Origin of the sequence: Thermus tenuipuniceus (assembly GCF_002964845.1) — a bacterium.
GTDB classification, from domain to species: Bacteria; Deinococcota; Deinococci; order Deinococcales; family Thermaceae; genus Thermus; species Thermus tenuipuniceus.
This window is the reverse complement of record NZ_KZ672962.1, coordinates 24278-42759: the sequence shown is the minus strand read 5'-3', so window position 1 is coordinate 42759 and position 18482 is coordinate 24278. Positions and strand designations below refer to the sequence as shown.

Below are 18482 nucleotides of genomic sequence, written 5' to 3'. Positions count from 1 at the left end.
CTTCAGGCACCAGAGTCCAGGGCGGCTTCGATCTCCGCCACCTTCTTCACCGTGCGCAGGAGGGCGTCGGGGTTGAGGCTTAGGGAGTCGATGCCCTTGGCCACCAAAAAGGCGGCGAACTCGGGGTAGTCGGAAGGGGCCTGGCCGCAGATGCCCACCTTTTTCCCTTTGGCGTGGGCCTTTTCTATGAGCATGGCCGAGAGGAGTTTGACGGTTTCCCGCCTTTCGTCGAAGAGCCAGGCCACCCGTTCCGAATCCCGGTCCAGGCCTAAAGCCAGCTGGGTGAGGTCGTTGGAGCCGATGGAAAACCCGTCAAAGACCTCGGCGAAGGCCTCGGCCTCGAGGACATTGGAGGGGATCTCCGCCATCACGTAGACCTCGAGGCCTTCCTCTCCCCGCCTCAAACCCCCTTCCGCCATCACCTCCAGGACCCTCCTCCCCTCCTCGGGGGTGCGGCAGAAGGGCACCATCACCATGAGGTTCTTGAGGCCCATCTCCTCCCGCACCTTCTTGACCGCCGCCACCTCGAGGAGGAAGCCCTCCTTGTAATCAGGGTGGTAGTAGCGGCTCGCCCCCCGCCAGCCCAGCATGGGGTTTTCCTCCTTGGGCTCAAAGAGGTGCCCCCCGATGAGGCGGGCGTATTCGTTGGTCTTAAAGTCGGAGAAGCGGAGGAGGACGGGCCTGGGGTAAAAGGCGGCGGCGATGAGGCCGATCCCCTGGGCCAGGGTGTCCACGAAGTAGGCCCTCTTGTCGGGGTAGGCCTCGGTGAGCTCCTCCACCTGGCGTTGCACCTCCTTAGGCAGGGTCTCAAAGCGGGTTAGGGCCAAGGGGTGGATGCGCACGTGGCTGGCGAAGACGAACTCCATGCGCAAAAGCCCTACCCCGTCCGTGGGTAGGAGGCTTACCCTTAGGGCCTCCTCCGGGGTTCCCACGTTCACCATGATCCGGGTGCGGGTTCTGGGGAGGGTTTCGGGGCGGACCTCCTCCACCGCAAAGGGCAGGGCCCCCCGGTAGACCCGGCCCACCTCCCCCTCGGCGCAGGAGACCGTGACTGTCTCCCCCTCGGGGATGAGGCGGGTAGCCCCTAAGGCCCCCACCACCGCCGGTACCCCCAGTTCCCGGGCCACGATGGCGGCGTGGGAGGTACGCCCACCCCGTTCGGTGACGATGGCCGAGGCCCGCTTCATGATGGGCTCCCAGTCAGGGTTGGTGGTTTCCGTGACCAGGACCTCCCCTTCCTGAAAGTGATCCATCTCCTTGGGGTCTTTGAGCACCCGGGCCCTACCCGCGGCGATGGCCTCGCCCACCGCCAGGCCCTCGGCCAGGACCTCGCCCCTTCCCAAGAGGCGGTGGATGTGGAGCACTGGGGCCTTTTGGGAGTGGACGGTTTCGGGACGGGCCTGCAGGATGAAAAGCTCCCCCGTGGGCCCGTCCTTGGCCCACTCGATGTCCATGGGGGTGGGAGCCCCCCGCTTCCCGCTGTAATGCGCCTCAATCCGGATGGACCAGTCGGCCAGGAGGAGGGCCTCATCCTCGGAAAGGGCGAACCGGTTCCGGAGGTAGGGAGGGGTGGGGCGGTTTCTCAGCCGGCCCTCCCTGGGGTCAAAGGCCAGGGTAAGCTCCTTGGGGCCCAGTTTCTTGTGGATCAGGGCCCGGTAGCCGGCTTTAAGGGTTTCCTTGTGCACGTAGTAGGCGTCGGGCCCCACCCGCCCCTGGACGATGTTTTCCCCAAGGCCATAGATGGCGGTGATGTAGACGAAGCCCCGGTGGCCGGTGTCGGGGTCCAGGGTGAAGATGACCCCGCTTGTGGCGGTGTCCGCCCGGACCATGCGCTGCACCCCCACGGAGAGGGCCACCTTCAGGTGGTCAAACCCCATGTGGGCCCGGTAACTGATGGCCCGGGCGGTGAACAGGCTGGCCATGGCCCGCTTCACGTGGAGGAGGAGGTCCTCTTCCCCTTGCACGTAGAGGTAGCTTTCCTGTTGTCCGGCGAAGCTGGCGGTGGGGAGGTCCTCGGCGGTAGCGCTGGAACGGACGGCCACGGGGAGAGCCTCTTCCCCAGCTTCCTGAGAAAGCTGCCGGTAGGCCAGGCGGATCTCCTCCTCCAGGTCCAGCGGATAGGCCCCTTTCAGGATCTGGTTCCTGAGGCGGCGGCTGGCCCTTTGCAAGGCCACGGGGTCGTCGGGGTCCAGGTCCCTTAGCTCCTTGGCGATAGCCTCCTTGAGCCCGTTGGCCTCGAGGAAATACCAGTAGGCCTCGCTGGTGGTGGCAAACCCCCCGGGCACCTTCACCCCCAGGGGGCTTAGCTCCCGGATCATCTCCCCCAGGGAGGCGTTCTTACCTCCCACCAAGGGCACATCCTTCAGGTCCACCTCGTGAAAAAACCGGATCCAGCGCATACCCTGCCTCCTTCCTAGGGGATGCCTCCCTTCTTGAGAAGCCCATTCAGGATTCCCTCGGCGCTTTCCCCCTCGTAAAGGGCCTCCTCCGTGAGGAAAAGCCGGTGGGGAAGGGCCAGGAAGGCCGCATCCTTAAGCTCCCTCCAGTCCACCAGGGGCTTGGCCCTGAGGTAGGCCAGGGCCCGGGCCAGGGCCAGCCAGGCCTTGGCCCCGCGGGGGGAGAGGCCCATGCGCAGGCGCCGGTCCTCCTGGGTGAGAAAGGCCACGTGGGTGATGGCCTCGAGGGCCTCCCTGGCCACCCTAACCCCCCGCACCTCCTCCTGGGCCTTGGGGAAGTCCACCCCCAGGGGTTCGGGAATCCGGGGTTCCTCCGTGAGGATCCTGAGCCACACCTCCCGCCTGGGGGGGCGGAAGGGGATCTTGGCGGTGAAGCGGTCCAGCTGGGCCTCTGGGAGAGGGTAGGTGCCCTCCAGCTCTAAAGGGTTTTGCGTGGCCACCACGAAGAAGGGCTCGGGTAAGGGGTAGCGCACCCCTCCTGCGGTCACCGCCCGTTCCTGCATGGCCTCGAGGAGGGCCGACTGCACCTTGGGCGGGGCCCGGTTGATCTCGTCCGCCAGGACCACCTGGGCGAAGAGGGGGCCCTTCACGAACTCAAAGCGCCCTTCCCGGAACACCTCGCTTCCCGTGAGGTCCTGGGGGAGAAGGTCAGGGGTGAATTGGATGCGCTTGTAGCTCAGGCCGCTTCCCTTGGCGAAGCTTTCCGCCAGGAGGGTCTTTCCCAGGCCCGGAACGCCTTCCAAAAGGGCGTGTCCCCGGGCCAGCAGGGTGGCCAGAAGGGCCTCTATGGCCTCCTCCTGGCCGAAGAGGACCTCCTGCAGGGCCTCCCGGAGCCGGGAAAGCGCTTGAAGAGGGGTTTCCGCCATGGCCTCCAAGGTTTAGGTTTCCTCGGCGCTCTTGCGCTCCTGCACGATCTTCTGCGCCAGGTGGGGGGGTACCTCCGCGTAGTGGCTGAACTCCAGGGTGTAGGCCCCTGCCCCCCCGGTGAGGCTGGGCAGGGCCTTGTAGTACTCCAAAACCTCCGCCAGGGGCACCTCGGCCCTCACCGCCGCCAGGGCCCCCTCCTGCTCCATGCCCAGGATGCGCCCCCGCCTTGCCTGGAGGTCGGAGAGGATATCCCCCACCCGCTCCTGGGGGGCGATCACCTTGATCTGGTAGATGGGTTCCAGAAGAACCGGGCTTGCCAGCTCCATCACCTTCTTGAAGGCCATGCTGGCGGCGATCTGGAAGGCAAGGTCCGAGGAGTCTACCTCGTGGTAGGAGCCGTTGTAGACGATGGCCTTGAAGCCCATCACCGGATAGCTTGCCAGGACCCCCTTCTTGGCCGCCTCGAGGATCCCCTCCTCTATGGCCTCCTGGTACTTGCTGGGGATCACCCCGCCGGTGATGCGCCACTCAAAGCTGTACTCCGGGGCAGGCTCCAGCCTAAGCCACACATCCCCGTACTGGCCGTGCCCCCCGGTCTGCTTCTTGTACTTGCCTTGCCCCTCGGCCACCTTGCGGATGGTTTCCCGGTAGGGGACCTTGGGTACGGAGAACTCCACCTCCACCCCGTAGTCGGCCAGGCGCTCCTTGGCGGTGGTGAGGTGAAGTTCCCCGTGGCCCCAGAGCAGGAACTCCCCCGTCTCCTCCTGGCGCTCCAGCTTGAGGCTCGGGTCCTCCTCCAAAAGCTTCCTTAGGGCTTCCCCCAGCTTGGCCTCGTCGGTTCTGCCCTTGGGCTTGATGGCCACGGGCACGTTGGGCTCGGGCAGGCGGGCGAAGGGTACTGCCTCGCTTCCCGGCCTCTCCCCTTGCCAGAGCACCATGCCCCTATGGAGCCCCTCCGCCTTGGGCAGGCCCAGGATGTAGCCCCCTTCCGCCTCCTCCACCTCCAGGAGGTCCTTGCCCAGGGGCACGTAGAGATGGGGAAGGCGGATGGCGCCCGCCTCGCTCTGGAGGGTATCCCCGGGCTTCAGCCTGCCCCGGTAAAGGCGCACGTAGGCCACCTGGCCCATGAAGGGGTCCACCTGCACCTTGAAGACCTTCCCCAGGGCGGGGCCGTTCCCGAAGCGTTCCTCCGGGGAAGGGAGGGCCTCCAGGATCAGGTCCAAGAGGGGCAGGACCCCGATGCCTTCCGTACCCGAGGCCAGGGCCACCGGGTAGAGGAGGCCCTGGCGCACCGCCTCGTGGAAGGCCTTTTCCAGGGCCTCCCCGGTCACCTCCTCCCCTTCCAGGTACTTTTCCAGAAGGGCTTCGTCGGTTTCCACGATGGCCTCGAGGACCTCCTGGCGGAAGCGCTCGGCCCGCTCCCGCTCCTCCTCGGGCACGGGGACCTCCACCTCCTGCCCGTTCTCGTACCGGTAAGCCTTGCCGTGGAAGACGTCAATGAGCCCCACCCAGCGCCCGCCCTCCAAGAGGGGCAGGTCGATGGGCAGGATGTGGCCTAAGGTGGCCCGGAGGTCCTCCAAAAGGGCGTAGTAATCCCCACCCTTGTCCAGCTTGGTAACCACCACCATGCGGGGAAGAGCAAGCCGCTCGGCCACGGTCCAGGCCCTTTCCGTGCCCACCTGCACCCCGTTTTCCGCAGATACGGCCACCAGCGCGGCGTCGGCGGCCTCCAAAGCCCCCCTGATCTCCCCCACAAAGTCCCCGTAGCCGGGAGCGTCCAGGAGAAAGATGCGGTGGTCCTTGTACTTCAGGGGGGCCACCCCGGTGCGCACCGTGGTGCGGTGGAGCTTGGCCTCGGGGGTGTAGTCGGTGGTGGTGGTACCGTCCTCCACGCGGCCCATGCGTTCCTTGGCCCCGGTTCGGAAAAGCAGGGCCTCGGTCAAGGTGGTTTTGCCGCTTCCCGCATGGCCCACCAGGGCCACGGTTCGGATGGGAGAGGTTCCTGGGATCATCTTCCCTCCTTCTTGGTGCCCATAGTATAGGCCTAAGGAGGGGGCGATTGTCCCAAGTGCTCTACGTGCCCAGGAGGCTTCTTGCGGAAACCCGCACCCACCTCCAAAAGGAGGCGCCCAGGGAAGGGGTGGGGCTCTGGGCGGGGAGGCGGGAGGTGGAAAGGGTGATTCCCCTGCCCAACGCCCACCCAGAGCCTCTGGTGGGGTATCTGGCCGAGCCCTTGGCCCTGCTTCGGGCCCTAAAGGAGATGGAAAGGGAGGGCTTAAGCCTCCTGGCCATCTACCACTCCCATCCCAGGGGGCCTGCCTTCCCCAGCCCCACCGATATCCGCGAGGCCCGCTGGCGGGTGCCCTACGTCATCTTCGGCACCGATGGGGTCAGGGCTTTCCTTCTACCGGAAGGGCTGGAGGTACCCGTGGCCTTGCTGCCCTAGCCCCCGTAGAACCAGCCCGTGTCCCACATGATGAGGGGCTTGGCCTCCTGCCTCACCCCGGCCTCCACCACCTCGGCCACCACCACGCTGTGGTCCCCGCCCTGGTAGATGTGGCGCACCTCGGCCTCGAGCCAGTAGGGAAGCTCGGTGAGGAGGGGAAGGCCAAAGGTGGGGGAGGGTTCAAAGGGATGGCCGTTCAGGGTGCTTCCCTCCCGCACCGTGGGCTTGAAGAAGTCCTGGGCGATCTGTTTCTGGTCCTGGGCCAAGGTCAGGAGGGCCAGCTTGCCCGTGCGTTGGATCAGCTCATGCAGGCGGCTATCCCGCTTGACCCCTAGGGCGATGAGGGGTGGGGTGAAGGAGGCCTGGGTCACCCAGTTCACGGTGCCGGCGGCATAGTCCTCCCCTTCCCGGGCCGTCAGGATGTACAGGCCATAGGTGAAGCTCCGCAGGACTTTCTTTTTGGCCTCGAGGTCCATACCGGTTTCCATTCTAGCCCTGGGCCAGGAGGGTCTGGATGAGGGCCTCGTGGATGTGCCCGTTGGTGGCCACGATGTAGCGGTGCCCGAGGCGGTAGGGCCGGCCTTCCAGGTTGGTGACCTTGCCCCCCGCCTCCTCCACGATGAGCCAGCCCGCGGCCACATCCCAGGGGTTCAGCTTCACCTCCCAGAAGCCTTCCAGCCTCCCGGCGGCCACATAGACCAGGTCCAAGGCCGCCGCCCCGGGGCGGCGCACCAGGAGCCCTTTGGAAAGGGCCCGGTGAAAGTAGGTGAGGTTTTCCGGGTCCTTGGCCACATCGTAGGGAAATCCTGTGGCGAGAAGGCTCCCCAAAAGCTCCTTCCGCTCCGTGACCCGGATGGGCCGGCCGTTTAAGAAAGCGCCTTCCCCCCGCACCGCGTAAAAGGCCTCGTCCCGGCTGGTGTCCAGGACCACGCTCACTTGGATCTCCCCCTCCACCTCGAGGGCGAGGGAAACCCCATAGAAGGGAAAGCCATGGGCGTAGTTCACCGTGCCGTCCAAGGGGTCCACGATGAAGCGGAGGGCCTTGCCCCCCTCGCTTCCCCCCTCTTCCCCCAAGAAGCCCGCCTCGGGGAAGCGGGAGAGGAGGAGCTCCTTGATGGCCTCCTCCGACTCCCGGTCCGCCTGAGTGACCAGGTCGGTGGGGCCGGACTTGGTTCCGTGGGTGAAGCCTTTTTCCAGGTAGTAGGCGTGGATGCCCTTGGCCAGTTGGGCGGCTTCCAGCATGGCCTCGAGGTAGGGGAAGTAGGGATGCTTCCTGCCAATCACCTCCCCATCATACGCCGGGATCCCAGGCCCTTCCCTTAGCGAAAAGGGCTTTTAGCTTGGCCTCGTCCTTTATCCCCGGGGCCCTTTCCACCCCGCTGGCCAGGTCGATGGCGTAGGGCCTCAGGGCCAGAACCTCCTCGAGGTTTTCGGGGGTTATCCCCCCCGCCAGGATGATGCGCTTTCCCGTTTGCAAAAGGGGCTTGGCCCAGTCCCTGGGGTAGGTTTGGCCGCTCCCTGGAGCTTTGCTATCCAGCAGAAGGGCGCCTGCGGGGTACTGGGCCCAGCCGGGATCTGCAGGACCGGTTAGGGGGAAGGCCTTGATGACGGGAAAGTGCCTGCCGATGGCCTCCGCCCACTCCGGGGGCTCCTGGCCGTGGAGCTGGGCCACCTGGAGCCGGGCCTTTTCCATGAGCCTTAGCACCGCCTCGGGCTCCTGGTCCTGGAAGACTCCCACCCGCACCACGAAGGGGCCCAGGGCCTCCGAGATCCTCCGGGCGGCCTCCGGGGACACCCACCTCCGGGAGGCGGGGGCAAAGACGAAGCCTAGGGCGTAGGCCCCCAGGGCTTCCGCCAAGAGGGCGTCCTCGCGGCGGGTAAGGCCGCAGATCTTCACCCGGACCCTCATGGGGGAAGTATAAGGCCAGACCCTTAGGCCCGGCCCCTGGCGCTCAGCGCCTTACCCGCACTTGGAGTATCCGCAAGCTTGGCACTTCCAGCATCCCTCCTCCCGCACCAGGGTCTTTTCCCCGCAGGAGGGACAACGGCTCGCCCCCGCCAGCTCTATGCCTCCCCCGGAGAGGCTGAGGAGGGGCTCCGCCGCCTCTTGGGATGGGGTCGCCGGGACCCCCTTGAGGTCCTTGGGGATGGTCTCCAAGGCCACGGCGATGAGGTCCGCCTTGCTGGACACGAGCCTCCCCTGGTAGGTGCCGTAGAGCCCGCCGTTGATGCCCCGGAGGGTGCGAATGATGGCTTCGGGGGGTACTCCGTACTGCAGGGCGATGGACACCACCCGGCCCAGGGCCTCGGAGTCGGCGTTGGCCTCGTCTCCCGCCTTGCCCGAGGTGAGGATGACCTCAATGGGTTTGTCCCCTAGTAGGTTCACCGTGACCAGGAAGCTCCGCTTCCCTCCGTCCGGGGAGAGGAGCTTGACCATGTCGGTGAAGCCGAGAAGCCTCCCCGGGCGCTCGTGGAGGGGCTGGCCGGGCCGGGAGGGCATGGAAGCCTCCCCCCCTGGAACGGGGCTTGCCGCCTGGGTCGCGGGCGAGACCCGCGTCTTGGCTTCTTTGGGCTCGGGCGCAGGCTCGGCTTTCTTCTCCACCCCCTCCTCTTTCTTCACCGTGAGCACCTGGAACTCCCGGGAACCATCCCGGTAGACGGTGATGCCCTTGCACCCCGTGCGGTAGGCCTCCAGGTAGGCGGCCTCCACGTCCTCCACGGTGGCGTGGTTGGGCAGGTTGACGGTTTTGGAGAGGCTGTTCCCAGCAAGGCCCTCCGCATCGAAGGCCCGCTGCACCGCCCCCTGCATGCGCACGTGGTCCAGGGGGCTGATGTCGTGGGCGCACTCGAAGACCCGCCGGATGGGCTCGGGCACGAAGGAGAGGTTCTTCACCGAGCCGTGCCCGTCCTCTTGGATGGCGGCGATGATCTTCTCCCAGTCCCAGCCGCCTTCCTTCTCGTAATCAGGGTGGGGCGGGTAGGCCTCCATGAGCTCCACAAAGAGGGGGTGGAGGAGGGGCTTGTACTCCCCGCCGATCCTGCGCCACACGAAGGGGCTGAAGACGGGCTCGATGCCGCTGCTAACCCCCATGAGCATGCTGGTGGTGCCCGTGGGGGCCACGGTGAGGAGGGCCACGTTCCGCCGGGGCCGCACCCCCAGGGCCTCAAAGTACTCCCGGTGTTCCTCGTAGAGGGGGAAGACCCCCCGCTCCTCCGCCAGGGCCTCCGAGGCCCGTATGGCCTCCTCCCGCAGGGCGGACATAATCTCGTAGACCTTCTCCCTGGCCGCCTCCGAGGAGTAGGGGAGGCCCATCTTGATGAGGGCATCCGCCAGGCCCATGACCCCGAGGCCAAGCCTCCTGAGCTTCTTGGCCGCCTCCTCGTTGTCCTTGAGGGCGAACTTGTTCACGTCCAGGACGTTGTCCAGGAAGCGGATGGCGGTGTGGACGTCCTTTCGGAACTCCGCCATCTGGAACTCCCCGTCCTTCACGTAGGCGGCGAGGTTCAGCGCCCCCAGGTCGCAGGGCTCGCCCACGGTGAGGGGGATCTCCCCGCAGTTGTGGCAGACCAGGCCTCCGGCGATGAGGCTGTGGGTGACCGGCTCGGTGAGGTCGTACACAGGGGCCTCCCCGGCGGGCTCCACCCTTTCCACCGTGGCCAAGAAGGGTTTTGCGTAGCTGCCCCGGGGACGGTCCTTCAGGAAAGCCATGAGTTTTTCCTGCTTTTCCTTTTGCAGGAAACTCACCACCTCGGCAAAATGGTCCCGGTTTTCCGCCCCGAGAATGAGCTCGTACTGGGCAGCCACCGGGTAGAGCGTGGGCTTTCGCTGGCTGTTAGGCAAGGCCTTGAGCCCAGCCTCGCGGCGCTTGTAGATCTTCCCATAGATGCCCAGGTTGAGGAGAAGGAGCTGAACATCTTTTAAAAGACCCAGGCTCGAGGAGGCTAGGCGGACGGTGGCGTCCTTTTTGTGGGGGTTGATCTGCACCGAGCCATCGGCGCTGAAAAGGCCTTGGAGAAACCCCACCACGGCCTCGCGGGGTGCCCGGAAGAGGCTTTCGGGGACCCGCTTCTCCGTGGCCTTGGCAGGTTTTACCCCTAGGGCCTGGAAGAACTCGGAGGGGATCCGGTTGAAATGGAGGTGATAGGTGGAAGAGGCTGTTTCTTGGAGGCTTCCCCCACCGAACCAATCCCTTAGAAGGGTGGGGAGCCATGAAACGTGTTCAAAGTCCTGCCGGGAGAAGTAGAAGCCTACCTCATCTTCCCGAAGGTAACCATTGCCCAAAAGCCATCCCAGGGCTACCCCTAGCTCCCGGCTCCACCGGGTGGGAAGGTTGGCGTATTGGGCCTGCACGTCCTGGCGTCCCCTGCTTCCTCGGCTTCCCGCGGTAGCCACCCGGGCTTGGGCCACAGCCAGGACAGCGGCAGGGAGGAGTTCCTCCTTTGGGAAGAGGCCTTCCCCGCTTTGGATCAGGATGCGGTCCCCGGGCTTGAGGCTACCTGCTTCCCGGTACCCTTCAGGGGTTAGGACCTTGTGGTCTGGGGTAAGGGTGACCTCGAGGCCCTCCCGGGTGGTGAGGCGCACCACGGGCTTCACTCCGGTGAAGAAGGCCTTAGCGGCCCGGCGCACCGTGGTGCCCATTCCCGGCCTGGGTCTGCCCGAGCCTCCGAAGGGAGCCCGGTTATCGGTGACCAGGAAGAAGCTTCCCTTCTGGGCCAGTTCTTCAATGGGCACCAGGCCGTACTCCGTGGGGATACGGGTGCTACCCACAAAGCAGGGGTTGGTGGAGCGGATCTGGTACCTGGGCCCGAGGCCCTTGAGGGCGGAAAGCTCGTTGATGCGGTCCACGAAGATGAGCCCCGGCTCCCCCGTGGCCCAGGCGTGCCAGGCGATCTCGTGCCAGAGCCAGCGGGCGGGCACCTTGCCGCCGTAGAGGGGCACGGCCTTGGCCCCGTCCTCCCGCTCGGGGAGGTTGGGGATCTGACCCGTGTAGGGGCCCTCCACCGGGTGGGGGTAGTACTTCCCGGGTACCTCAATGGGCGTCACGGGCCAGAGGGCGTCCGCCTCGAGGGCCTTCATGAAGGCTTCGGTGACCAGGACGGAGATGTTGAAGGTGGAGATATCCCCCTCGGCCTTTTCCCGGTCCAGGTCCTTGGCGGTGAGGAAGTCCAGGAGGTCAGGGTGCTCTATGGAAAGGGTAGCCATCCCCGCCCCACGCCGCGAGCCGCCTTGGCGCACCACCCGGAGCACCGGGGCGTACACATACCGCAAGGTGGCCACGGGCCCTGCTTCCTCCCCTCCCAGGGCGGCCCACTCCAGGAAGTTGTCGAAGATCTCCATTAGGAAGCTCACCGGGCCTGAGCTGGTACCCCCGGAGCCCCGGATGGGGGCTCCCTCAGGCCGAAGGAGGGAAAAGTCCACGTGGGGCTCGAGGCCCTTCAGGGCCAAGGCGGCTGCCTCCTTGGCGGCCTCCACAATGCCCCCCATGTCGTCGGGTACCTGGATGGCCCCGGGAGGGGGGTCCTGGACCACCAGGACCCCGTAGCGTTCCGCCAGGGCCCTGAGCTCGGGGGAAACCTCTCCGTAGACCACCCGCACGAAGTTCTTCAGAGCGATCTCCTCCTTTTCCCCTTCCGGATTGGTGGGGGGGCGCATGAGGCCCCGGATGAAGTCGGCTACATCGGGGTGGCGGGCGGAAAGATAGGCCACGCCCCGCACCGCCCGGCGCTGGCGGTTCCCCTTGGAGCGGTAGGGGTCCAGGTTGACCCCGTTCCCCCCGCCCACCTTGGTGACCAAGGCCAGTTTCTTGGCCACCTCCATGATGCCTTCAAAGCTTTCCGGTGGGTTCTCCGTGGCCCCTTGCACGAAGCAGTTCAGGAGGTTGCCGTGGGCGGTGCCGGCCCCCGCCAGGATGCGCCCCCCAGGGGAGAAGCGCTTGGAGGCCATGAGATGGTAGAACTTCTCCTCCCAAAGGGCGCGGTCCTCCGGCCTTTCCACCTTGGCGATCTCCCGGGCCACCCGGCGGAACATGCCCAGGATGTCCCCGTCTCCTTCCTGCAAATACTGGCGTTTGGCGATGGCCTGTGCGTGTTCGTCAAAGAAATGCTCCATAAATCCTCCCAGCGCATCTGGGCAAACAAAACCGCCAGCCCCGAGGGCGTTCCCCCATATCTTGGGGCTAACGAAAGGGATGCTACAACTCCTGGGGTTTTCACTGCAAGTGGGGGGATCACACTCTGCTCCCGGTTGTTGACTTGGCCCCCTTAGCCTACCAGAATGGAAAGGATGCGCGCGGCTTTCCGCACCCTGGGGTGCAAGGTGAACCAGGTGGAAACCGAGGCCCTCTTGGGCTTCCTCAAGGTCCTGGAGCCGGAGGTGGTTCCCCTCGAGGCGGGGGCGGATTTGGTGGTCATCAACACCTGCGCGGTAACCACCACCGCCGAGGCGGATGCCCGTAAGGAGATCCGCCGGGCCAGGCGGGCCAATCCAGGGGCCTTCATCGTGGTCACGGGGTGCTACGCCGAGCTTTCCCCAGAGGAAGTGCGGGAGCTGGGTGCCGACGCCGTGGTGCCCAACTCCCGCAAGGCGGAACTTCCCAAGGTGATCCTGGAGCATTTCGGCCTTCCTTCGGATCCCATCACCACCCCCCCCAACGAGTTCTGGGGAGCGGGGGAGAGGGGGCTTCTCAATAGCCGGGTCCGGGCTTTTTTGAAGGTGCAGGATGGCTGCCAGGCGGGCTGCGCCTACTGCATCATCCCCCGGCTAAGGGGCAAGGAACGGCATCGGGATTACCGGGATGCCTTGGCGGAGGCGGAGGCCCTTCTCCGAGTGGGCATAAAGGAAATCGTGCTCACGGGGGTGCGGCTTGGAAGTTACCGGGGCCACCCCAGGGGCCTTGCGGGTCTGGTGGAGGACCTCTGCCACCTGGGGGCCAAGGTGCGGCTTTCCTCCATCGAACCCGAGGACACGGGGGAGGATCTCCTTCGGGTCATCGCCCGGTATGCCCCTGGGGTCAGGCCCCACCTGCACCTTTCCCTGCAGACGGGCTCGGACCGCCTCCTGAGGCTCATGGGCCGCCGCTACGACAAGGCCTACTACCGCCAGCTGGTGCAAAGGGCCTACGCGCTCATCCCCGGCTTTGCCCTCACCACGGACGTGATCGCCGGGCTTCCCACGGAAACCGAGGAGGAGCACCAGGAAACCCTGGCCTTCCTGGAGGAGCTAAGGCCCACCCGGGTTCACGCCTTCACCTACACCCCCCGCCCCAAGACCCGGGCGGCCTCCATGCCCCAGGTGCCCCCGGGGGTGCGTAAGCGGCGCACCAAGGAGATCATCGCTTTGGCCCAGCATCTTGCGGAGGAGCGCATCAGGCCCAAGCTGGGAAGCCAAGCGGAGGTTTTGGTGGAGAGGATCCAGGGGGACCTTGTCCTCGGCCACACCCCCGACTACTACGAGGCCCGCCTTTCCGGTGCTGCCCGGCCGGGGGATACGGTTTTGGCGCGGGTGGAGGGAGCGGAGGGATACACCCTTTTGGGCCGGGTGGAAAGGGTGGAGCAGGAGGCTTCGCTTCCCTTGGAACTTCCCGTAGGGTAGACTTTTTCCCATGGAGTGCGTGTTTTGCCGCATTATCGCCGGGGAGCTTCCTTCCCGGAGGGTCTACGAGGATGAGGGCTTCGTGGCCTTCCACGACATAAGGCCCAAGGCCCCGGTGCACGTGCTGGTGGTGCCCAAGGAACACATAGCGAAGCTTTCCGACTACCCCGACACGGAGGAGGGGGAGAGGAAGCTCGGGGCTCTCTTCAGCACGGCAAACCGGGTGGCCCGGGTCTTGGGCCTCGAGGGGTATAAGGTCCAGGTGCACGTGGGGGAGAAGGGAGGGCAGGAGGTCTTCCACGTGCACGTGCACATCATGGGGAGTCCTTCTTGAGGACGAATCGGTCCAGCACCTGGTTGCTAGGGTCCAGGGCGTAGCCCACCAGGGTTTCCCCTTCCGCCTCCAGGAAAAGGGCATGGTGGGCCACCGCTAGGGCCTGGGTGTAGGGGGAAGGAGGCTTGGTGGGGTAGAGGCCTGCCCCGCCTCCGCCCACCACCAGGTGGGTGGTGAAGCCCACCTGTAGGCGCTCGTAATGGTGGTCGTGGCCCGCCAGGACCAAGGGCACCCGGTGCTGGCGTAGAAGGGGCTCGAGGAGACTCCTTAGGCCCGGGCTTCCCCCGTGCAGCCCCGAGGAGTAAAGGGGGCGGTGGAGGATCACCACCCGCCAGGATGCCTGCGGGCGGCTAAGGGCCTGGGCCAGCCATTCCCGCTGGGCCTTTAGGTCTCCCTCCGTGTAGAGGATGAAGAACTCCATTGCCCCCAGGCGCACTTGGTAATAGGGTCTTTCCAGCTGGAAGCGCTTGAGCTGGCCCTCGAGGTTGGGGGCATCGTGATTGCCAAAGGCGGGGTAGAGGGGCACGGGGGGGAGCTCCCGGAGGAAGCGTTCCACCACCTGCCCCCGGGGATAGAAGTTGTCCCCCACGGTAAGGAGGGCAGCGATGGGCTTGCGGGCATGCTCCGCCTGAAGGAGCCTGGCCACCTGAAGGCGGCCCGGGGTGTCTTGGCCCCAATCCCCTATGACCGCCACCCGCTGGCCAAAGGCCAGTCCAAGGGAAAGAAGGAGGAAAAGGAGCCTGCGCACTAGGCCTCAGCGGCTCCGTGGGGCTTTAGGCTGGCTTCCTCCACCCCCGCTTTTTCCACCACCTCCTCGGCCACCAGGATGGGGGCCCCGGCCCTAAGGGCCAAGGCCATGGCGTCGGAGGGCCTTGCGTCCACCTCCAGCTCGATGCCCCGGTGTTCCAGGATAAGGCGAGCATAAAAGGTACCCTCCCGCAGGTCGATGATTTCCACCCGCAGGAGTTTACCTTGGAGCATCTCCATTACGGAGAGGAGAAGGTCGGGGGTTAGGGGGCGTGGGGGTTTTTCGCCTTGCAAGGCCACCACGATGTGGTGGGCCTCGAGGGGCCCGATCACGATGGGTAAAAGCTTGTCGTTCTCCATCCTGAGCAGGACCACCACGCTCCCGTTCTGGGGGTCCACGCCCAGGGTCTCGATCTTGGCGTTCAGCATACCTTGAGTATAGACTAGCGGCGTGAGGACTTACCCTGTGGAGATCGCTGGGGTTCGGCGCGAGCTTCCCATCGTCCAGGTGGGGCCGGATGTGGCCGTGGCCCTTTTAAACCTTCTGGGGGACACCGAGCTCACCGAGGCCGCCGCCGAGGAGCTGGCCAAGCGCTTACCCCCTGGGGTGGAAACCCTGGTCACCCCTGAGGTCAAGGCGGTACCCTTGGCCCATGCCCTTTCCCGGATCGCCAAGAAGCCCTATGTGGTGGCCCGGAAGACGGAGAAGCCCTACATGATCAACCCCGTGAGCCGTCAGGTGCTCTCCATCACCACGGGCAAGCCCCAGCTTTTGGTGCTGGATGGGGCGGACATCCCCCTCATCCGGGGGCACAAGGTGGCCATCGTGGACGATGTGGTGTCCACGGGTTCCACCCTTTCGGGCCTCCGGGAGCTCATTGAGAGCGTGGGGGGCCAGGTGGTGGCGGTGCTGGCGCTCTTCACCGAGGGCACGCCCCGCCAGGATGTCATCGCCTTAGGCCATCTGCCCCTCTTTAAGCCGGAATAGGAGGCTTTATGGAAACCTATCCCATCACCATCGGCGGTATCACCCGCCACGTACCCCTCATCGAGCCCCTCCCGGGGCGGCGCATCCCCCTGGTGGAATTTTTGGGGGATCCGGAGTTGGTGCGGGCGGCGGCCCAGGCCCTAAAGCCCTTGGTGCCCGCGGGTACCGAGGTACTCTTCACCACGGAAACGAGCCCGATTCCCCTCACCCACGTCCTTGCGGAGGAGATGGGCCTACCCTACGTGGTGGCGAGAAGGCGCCGCCGGCCTTACATGGAGGATCCCATCATCCAGGAGGTCCAGACCCTGACCCTGGGGGTGGGGGAGGTGCTCTGGCTGGACCGTCGTTTTGCCGAGAAGCTTCTCAACCAGAAGGTGACCCTGATATCCGACGTGGTTGCCAGCGGGGAAACCATGAAGGCCATGGAGAGGGTGGTGCTTAGGGCTGGTGGGCGGGTGGTGGGACGGATCGCCGCCTTCCGTCAGGGTACGCCTGCTTTGGAAGTGCTGACAGTGGCTGAGCTTCCCGTGCTGTAGCGAGCTCTTCATGGATGTGCTTATCTTGAAGAGTCCGGAATTGTAGTGGGATATACCGAGGCTTTGAGCCCCAGGCTCGAGGCTACCTCCACGTTCTCCGGATCGTCGTCCAGGTAGAGGGTTTCCTCAGGGGCCAGGCCCAGCCCCTCGAGGGCCATCTGGAACGCCCTGGGGTCAGGCTTGGCCACCCCCAGGGCGCAGGAGGCGAAAAAGCCATCCACATACCGGTCTAGTCCATGGTAGGCCAGGCTTTCCCGTAGGCTTGGCAAGGTGTTGGAGAGCACACCCACCTTGAGCCCCTGTTCCTTGAAGCTCCGAAGGAGGGCTTCCGCCCCGGGGGCTTTGCGCATGAAGTGGTAGTAGCGCCAGGAGTGGAGCTCCTTGGCTAAGGAGGTTTTCCTGGGGCCGGAAAGCCCAAGCTCCTGGGCCACCTTTTGGGCCAGGGTGTTCCAAAAAGCGGCTTCCTCCTCGAGGGTGCGCACCTGAAGGGTGCGGACCACCTCGTTGACTTTCCGCACCGCCCGGGCCAGAACCGCCAGGGTCTTTTCCAGGCCAGCCCCGTGGATGGAAAGCTCCATGGCCTTCTTGTAAAGGGCCTCCTCGTCCATGAGGAGCAGAACCCCATCCCGGTCCAAAAGGGCTCCCCGCATGGGCCTAAGTGTAGCATCCACAGGCCTGACCCACGGGTCATTTGACCGGGTGCACCCCTTCCTCGGTGGCCAAGAAGCTTACCGGCACGTCCCAAGGATCCCGGGGAAGGCGGGGAAACAGAAGGGCCCCGGGGATGACCCCAAGCTCCTCGGCTTGGACCGTGGCCAGGAAACGGTCATAATACCCCTTGCCGTGTCCCAAGCGGTAGCCCTCCTGGTCGAAGGCCAACCCGGGAACCACCACCAGGTCCAGGATCCCGGGGTCCACCGCCTCTGTGGTGGGCTCCAGGAGGCCAAAGGGGCCCGGGGCCAGGGGGCCTAAGGGGTGAACCGTGAGCCCCTCGCCAGCCACCTTGGGTAGGTAGTAGCGGGCTGGGTAGAGTTGTGGCAGTTCCCGGAGGTCCAGTTCGTGGGGCAGGGGATGGTAAAGGAGGATGTCCCGGAAGCCCCGCTTCTTCAGCCAGGGCACCAGGGCCTCCGCCACCTGCTGGGAAAGGCCTTCCCGGTCCAGGGTCCGCCAGAGGCGAAGGCAGTGGCGGCGCAAGGCGGGCTTGTCCACGGGGGGAGGGTATCACTCCACCCCCTTGACACTCAACTACCTTGAGTGTCAAAATGGCCGAACAGGAGGGTAGGTATGCCGGTCTACGTCTACAAGGGCCTGGAGACGGGCAACTGCTACGAGTTCGAACAGGGCTTCCACGACGAGCCTCTAAAGGCGCACCCGGAAACCGGGGAGCCCTTGAAGCGGGTGATCACCCCGCCCGCCATCATCTTCAAGGGTTCGGGCTGGCATGTGAAGGACTACGCCAAAAAGGACTCGAGCTCCAAGTCGGAAAGCGGGGAATCCAAGGACAAGGAGTGAGGCTTAGAGACGCCGCCCCGGGCTGCGCCCGGGGCCTTGTTGTTTGGGGGTGCCCAGGGGTCCTAATACCGTACCCGGTCCCCGGGAGAGAGGTCTAAAAGCCCTTCCCGCACTTCCAGTACTCCCCGGTAGGCGAGGCCGGGGGCGTAGGTTTCCCCGGGCTGAAGCCGCACCACCTTGAGCACCCGGCCCTTGGCATCCAGGAAGGCCAGGAGGACGGCGAAGCGGTAGCCTTGGGCGCTAAAGGGGGCGTCGGTGGCCTCGGGGAACAGGTAAAGGAGGGCCTCGAGCTCCTCCTTCCGCACCCCTAGGCCCCGGTTCCAGGCCTCCGGGGTGCGGGCCAGGCGGGCCTTCAGGGTGTGGGTGCCTTCCTGGGTTTCCACCACCACCCTCTGGGGAGGAGGAGGGGTCTGGAGCCTTCGGGCAGCCAGCATGTACCCCAGGAAGGAAACCACGGAAAGCGCGATCAACAGCATGAAAGCGGCGATGGGAAGAAAGGGATTTCGTTCCACGCTACCGGGGCCAGAACTTCAGGGCCTCGCCCCCTACCCGGGCCCCAGGAGTGAGGCCCCGTTTCTGGAACCAACTTTGGTTCACCTCGAGGGCTCCTTGGTACACCACCCCCGGGTAGTACACAGGGCAGGGATCTTTGCGGCAGGGCTCCATGTCCAGAATGCGGAGGATCTGCCCCTGACGGTCAAAGAAGGCGATGGAAAGGGGGATGAGGGTGTTCTTCATCCAGAAGCCTCCGGCCGTGGGGGTAGGAAAGAGGAAGACCATGCCCTCATCCTCCCCCAGGCTTTTGCGGAACATGAGGCCCTGGGCCTGGCGCTCGGGGGTGTCCGCCACCTCCACCCTCAGGGGGTAGCGCTTGCCTCCTTGCTCCACGAAGAGGGTGCTTTTGGGAAAGGAAAGGCCCTGGCCTAAGGCCCAAAGCCCCAGGACAAGCCATAGGGCTATCCTGAGGCCACGCCGCCGGGCCAGAGGGAAAAAGCGCATAGGGTC

General features: G+C 65.5%; 19 protein-coding genes. 6 read left to right on the top strand and 13 right to left on the bottom strand.

Annotated elements, in window-relative coordinates; all coding sequences use genetic code 11:
- Positions 1-2: 2 nt before the first annotated feature.
- From ppsA to C2847_RS02825, 3 genes are read right to left on the bottom strand one after another with little or no spacing between them, the layout of a single operon-like run.
- The gene (gene ppsA / locus C2847_RS02835) at positions 3-2399 is read right to left on the bottom strand and encodes a phosphoenolpyruvate synthase (protein WP_105316978.1); all 2397 of its coding nucleotides are present in this window, start codon (positions 2397-2399) and stop codon (positions 3-5) included.
- A gap of 14 nt (positions 2400-2413) precedes the next feature.
- Positions 2414-3322, bottom strand: coding sequence for an AAA family ATPase (locus tag C2847_RS02830; protein WP_105316977.1), 909 nt, complete (start codon positions 3320-3322; stop codon positions 2414-2416).
- Positions 3323-3334: 12 nt separating this feature from the next.
- Positions 3335-5335, bottom strand: a complete 2001-nt coding sequence (locus C2847_RS02825) for an elongation factor G (protein WP_105316976.1) — start codon at positions 5333-5335, stop codon at positions 3335-3337.
- A gap of 47 nt (positions 5336-5382) precedes the next feature.
- Here C2847_RS02825 and C2847_RS02820 point away from each other — a divergent pair, with 47 nt between their 5' ends.
- Entirely contained in the window at positions 5383-5769 is a 387-nt protein-coding gene (locus C2847_RS02820) for a M67 family metallopeptidase (RefSeq protein WP_105316975.1), read from the top strand.
- On the opposite strand, the gene C2847_RS02815 is transcribed toward C2847_RS02820, so the two are convergent.
- The 4 genes from C2847_RS02815 to C2847_RS02800 are packed head-to-tail and all read right to left on the bottom strand — an operon-like array spanning position 5766 to position 11878.
- A complete protein-coding gene (locus C2847_RS02815) occupies positions 5766-6245 on the bottom strand; it encodes a flavin reductase family protein (RefSeq protein WP_105316994.1) in 480 nt (159 codons plus the stop codon). The two genes, C2847_RS02820 and C2847_RS02815, sit on opposite strands and share 4 nt — an antisense overlap.
- A 13-nt stretch (positions 6246-6258) precedes the next feature.
- The gene (locus C2847_RS02810; RefSeq protein WP_105316974.1) at positions 6259-7053 is read right to left on the bottom strand and encodes an inositol monophosphatase family protein; all 795 of its coding nucleotides are present in this window, start codon (positions 7051-7053) and stop codon (positions 6259-6261) included.
- 7 nt (positions 7054-7060) lie between these two features.
- The gene (locus C2847_RS02805; RefSeq protein WP_105316973.1) at positions 7061-7678 is read right to left on the bottom strand and encodes a phosphoribosylanthranilate isomerase; all 618 of its coding nucleotides are present in this window, start codon (positions 7676-7678) and stop codon (positions 7061-7063) included.
- A gap of 51 nt (positions 7679-7729) precedes the next feature.
- The gene (locus C2847_RS02800; RefSeq protein WP_105316972.1) at positions 7730-11878 is read right to left on the bottom strand and encodes an LAGLIDADG family homing endonuclease; all 4149 of its coding nucleotides are present in this window, start codon (positions 11876-11878) and stop codon (positions 7730-7732) included.
- Positions 11879-12052: 174 nt separating this feature from the next.
- Between C2847_RS02800 and C2847_RS02795 the strand changes: the two genes are divergently transcribed.
- Complete coding sequence (locus C2847_RS02795) at positions 12053-13360, top strand: MiaB/RimO family radical SAM methylthiotransferase (protein WP_105316971.1); 1308 nt, start codon at positions 12053-12055, stop codon at positions 13358-13360.
- Between the two features lie 10 nt (positions 13361-13370).
- Complete coding sequence (locus C2847_RS02790) at positions 13371-13694, top strand: histidine triad nucleotide-binding protein (RefSeq protein ID WP_105316970.1); 324 nt, start codon at positions 13371-13373, stop codon at positions 13692-13694.
- Here the strand turns inward: C2847_RS02790 and C2847_RS02785 are convergent.
- Both C2847_RS02785 and C2847_RS02780 read right to left on the bottom strand, forming a co-directional pair.
- Positions 13675-14442 (bottom strand): metallophosphoesterase, encoded by a 768-nt coding sequence (locus C2847_RS02785; RefSeq protein ID WP_105316969.1) that lies wholly within the window; start codon positions 14440-14442, stop codon positions 13675-13677. The two genes, C2847_RS02790 and C2847_RS02785, sit on opposite strands and share 20 nt — an antisense overlap.
- Positions 14442-14870: a bifunctional nuclease family protein gene (locus tag C2847_RS02780; protein WP_105316968.1), complete on the bottom strand. Its 429-nt coding sequence runs from the start codon at positions 14868-14870 to the stop codon at positions 14442-14444. The genes C2847_RS02785 and C2847_RS02780 overlap by 1 nt, the downstream gene beginning before the upstream one ends.
- Before the next feature lie 22 nt (positions 14871-14892).
- On the opposite strand from C2847_RS02780, the gene C2847_RS02775 reads away from it, so the two are divergent.
- Together C2847_RS02775 and C2847_RS02770 are read left to right on the top strand one after the other, a co-directional pair.
- The gene (locus C2847_RS02775) at positions 14893-15429 is read left to right on the top strand and encodes a phosphoribosyltransferase family protein (RefSeq protein ID WP_105316967.1); all 537 of its coding nucleotides are present in this window, start codon (positions 14893-14895) and stop codon (positions 15427-15429) included.
- 8 nt (positions 15430-15437) lie between these two features.
- Positions 15438-15965, top strand: a complete 528-nt coding sequence (locus C2847_RS02770; protein WP_105316966.1) for a type I phosphoribosyltransferase — start codon at positions 15438-15440, stop codon at positions 15963-15965.
- 20 nt (positions 15966-15985) lie between these two features.
- Here the strand turns inward: C2847_RS02770 and C2847_RS02765 are convergent, their stop codons facing one another.
- Positions 15986-16615: an HAD family hydrolase gene (locus C2847_RS02765; RefSeq protein ID WP_105316965.1), complete on the bottom strand. Its 630-nt coding sequence runs from the start codon at positions 16613-16615 to the stop codon at positions 15986-15988.
- A gap of 37 nt (positions 16616-16652) precedes the next feature.
- Positions 16653-17174 carry a 5-formyltetrahydrofolate cyclo-ligase gene (locus C2847_RS02760; RefSeq protein WP_105316964.1) on the bottom strand — a complete coding sequence of 174 codons (522 nt, stop codon included), beginning with the start codon at positions 17172-17174 and terminating at the stop codon, positions 16653-16655.
- A gap of 75 nt (positions 17175-17249) precedes the next feature.
- Here C2847_RS02760 and C2847_RS02755 point away from each other — a divergent pair, with 75 nt between their 5' ends.
- Positions 17250-17477 carry an FmdB family zinc ribbon protein gene (locus C2847_RS02755; protein ID WP_105316963.1) on the top strand — a complete coding sequence of 76 codons (228 nt, stop codon included), beginning with the start codon at positions 17250-17252 and terminating at the stop codon, positions 17475-17477.
- 62 nt (positions 17478-17539) lie between these two features.
- Here the strand turns inward: C2847_RS02755 and C2847_RS02750 are convergent, their stop codons facing one another.
- Both C2847_RS02750 and C2847_RS02745 read right to left on the bottom strand, forming a co-directional pair.
- Positions 17540-17989: a DUF192 domain-containing protein gene (locus tag C2847_RS02750; protein ID WP_105316962.1), complete on the bottom strand. Its 450-nt coding sequence runs from the start codon at positions 17987-17989 to the stop codon at positions 17540-17542.
- A gap of 1 nt (position 17990) precedes the next feature.
- Positions 17991-18476, bottom strand: a complete 486-nt coding sequence (locus C2847_RS02745; protein WP_105316961.1) for a DUF192 domain-containing protein — start codon at positions 18474-18476, stop codon at positions 17991-17993.
- Positions 18477-18482: the final 6 nt, after the last annotated feature.

What these genes read in the sequence shown, in the direction of transcription:
- ppsA (WP_105316978.1), bottom strand. Translation starts at nt 2,399, where the DNA reads ATGCGCTGGATCCGGTTTTTTCACGAGGTGGACCTGAAGGATGTGCCC.
- C2847_RS02830 (WP_105316977.1), bottom strand. Translation starts at nt 3,322, where the DNA reads ATGGCGGAAACCCCTCTTCAAGCGCTTTCCCGGCTCCGGGAGGCCCTG.
- C2847_RS02825 (WP_105316976.1), bottom strand. Translation starts at nt 5,335, where the DNA reads ATGATCCCAGGAACCTCTCCCATCCGAACCGTGGCCCTGGTGGGCCAT.
- C2847_RS02815 (WP_105316994.1), bottom strand. Translation starts at nt 6,245, where the DNA reads ATGGACCTCGAGGCCAAAAAGAAAGTCCTGCGGAGCTTCACCTATGGC.
- C2847_RS02805 (WP_105316973.1), bottom strand. Translation starts at nt 7,678, where the DNA reads ATGAGGGTCCGGGTGAAGATCTGCGGCCTTACCCGCCGCGAGGACGCC.
- C2847_RS02800 (WP_105316972.1), bottom strand. Translation starts at nt 11,878, where the DNA reads ATGGAGCATTTCTTTGACGAACACGCACAGGCCATCGCCAAACGCCAG.
- C2847_RS02795 (WP_105316971.1), top strand. Translation starts at nt 12,053, where the DNA reads ATGCGCGCGGCTTTCCGCACCCTGGGGTGCAAGGTGAACCAGGTGGAA.
- C2847_RS02790 (WP_105316970.1), top strand. Translation starts at nt 13,371, where the DNA reads ATGGAGTGCGTGTTTTGCCGCATTATCGCCGGGGAGCTTCCTTCCCGG.
- C2847_RS02780 (WP_105316968.1), bottom strand. Translation starts at nt 14,870, where the DNA reads ATGCTGAACGCCAAGATCGAGACCCTGGGCGTGGACCCCCAGAACGGG.
- C2847_RS02770 (WP_105316966.1), top strand. Translation starts at nt 15,438, where the DNA reads ATGGAAACCTATCCCATCACCATCGGCGGTATCACCCGCCACGTACCC.
- C2847_RS02765 (WP_105316965.1), bottom strand. Translation starts at nt 16,615, where the DNA reads ATGCGGGGAGCCCTTTTGGACCGGGATGGGGTTCTGCTCCTCATGGAC.
- C2847_RS02755 (WP_105316963.1), top strand. Translation starts at nt 17,250, where the DNA reads ATGCCGGTCTACGTCTACAAGGGCCTGGAGACGGGCAACTGCTACGAG.
- C2847_RS02745 (WP_105316961.1), bottom strand. Translation starts at nt 18,476, where the DNA reads ATGCGCTTTTTCCCTCTGGCCCGGCGGCGTGGCCTCAGGATAGCCCTA.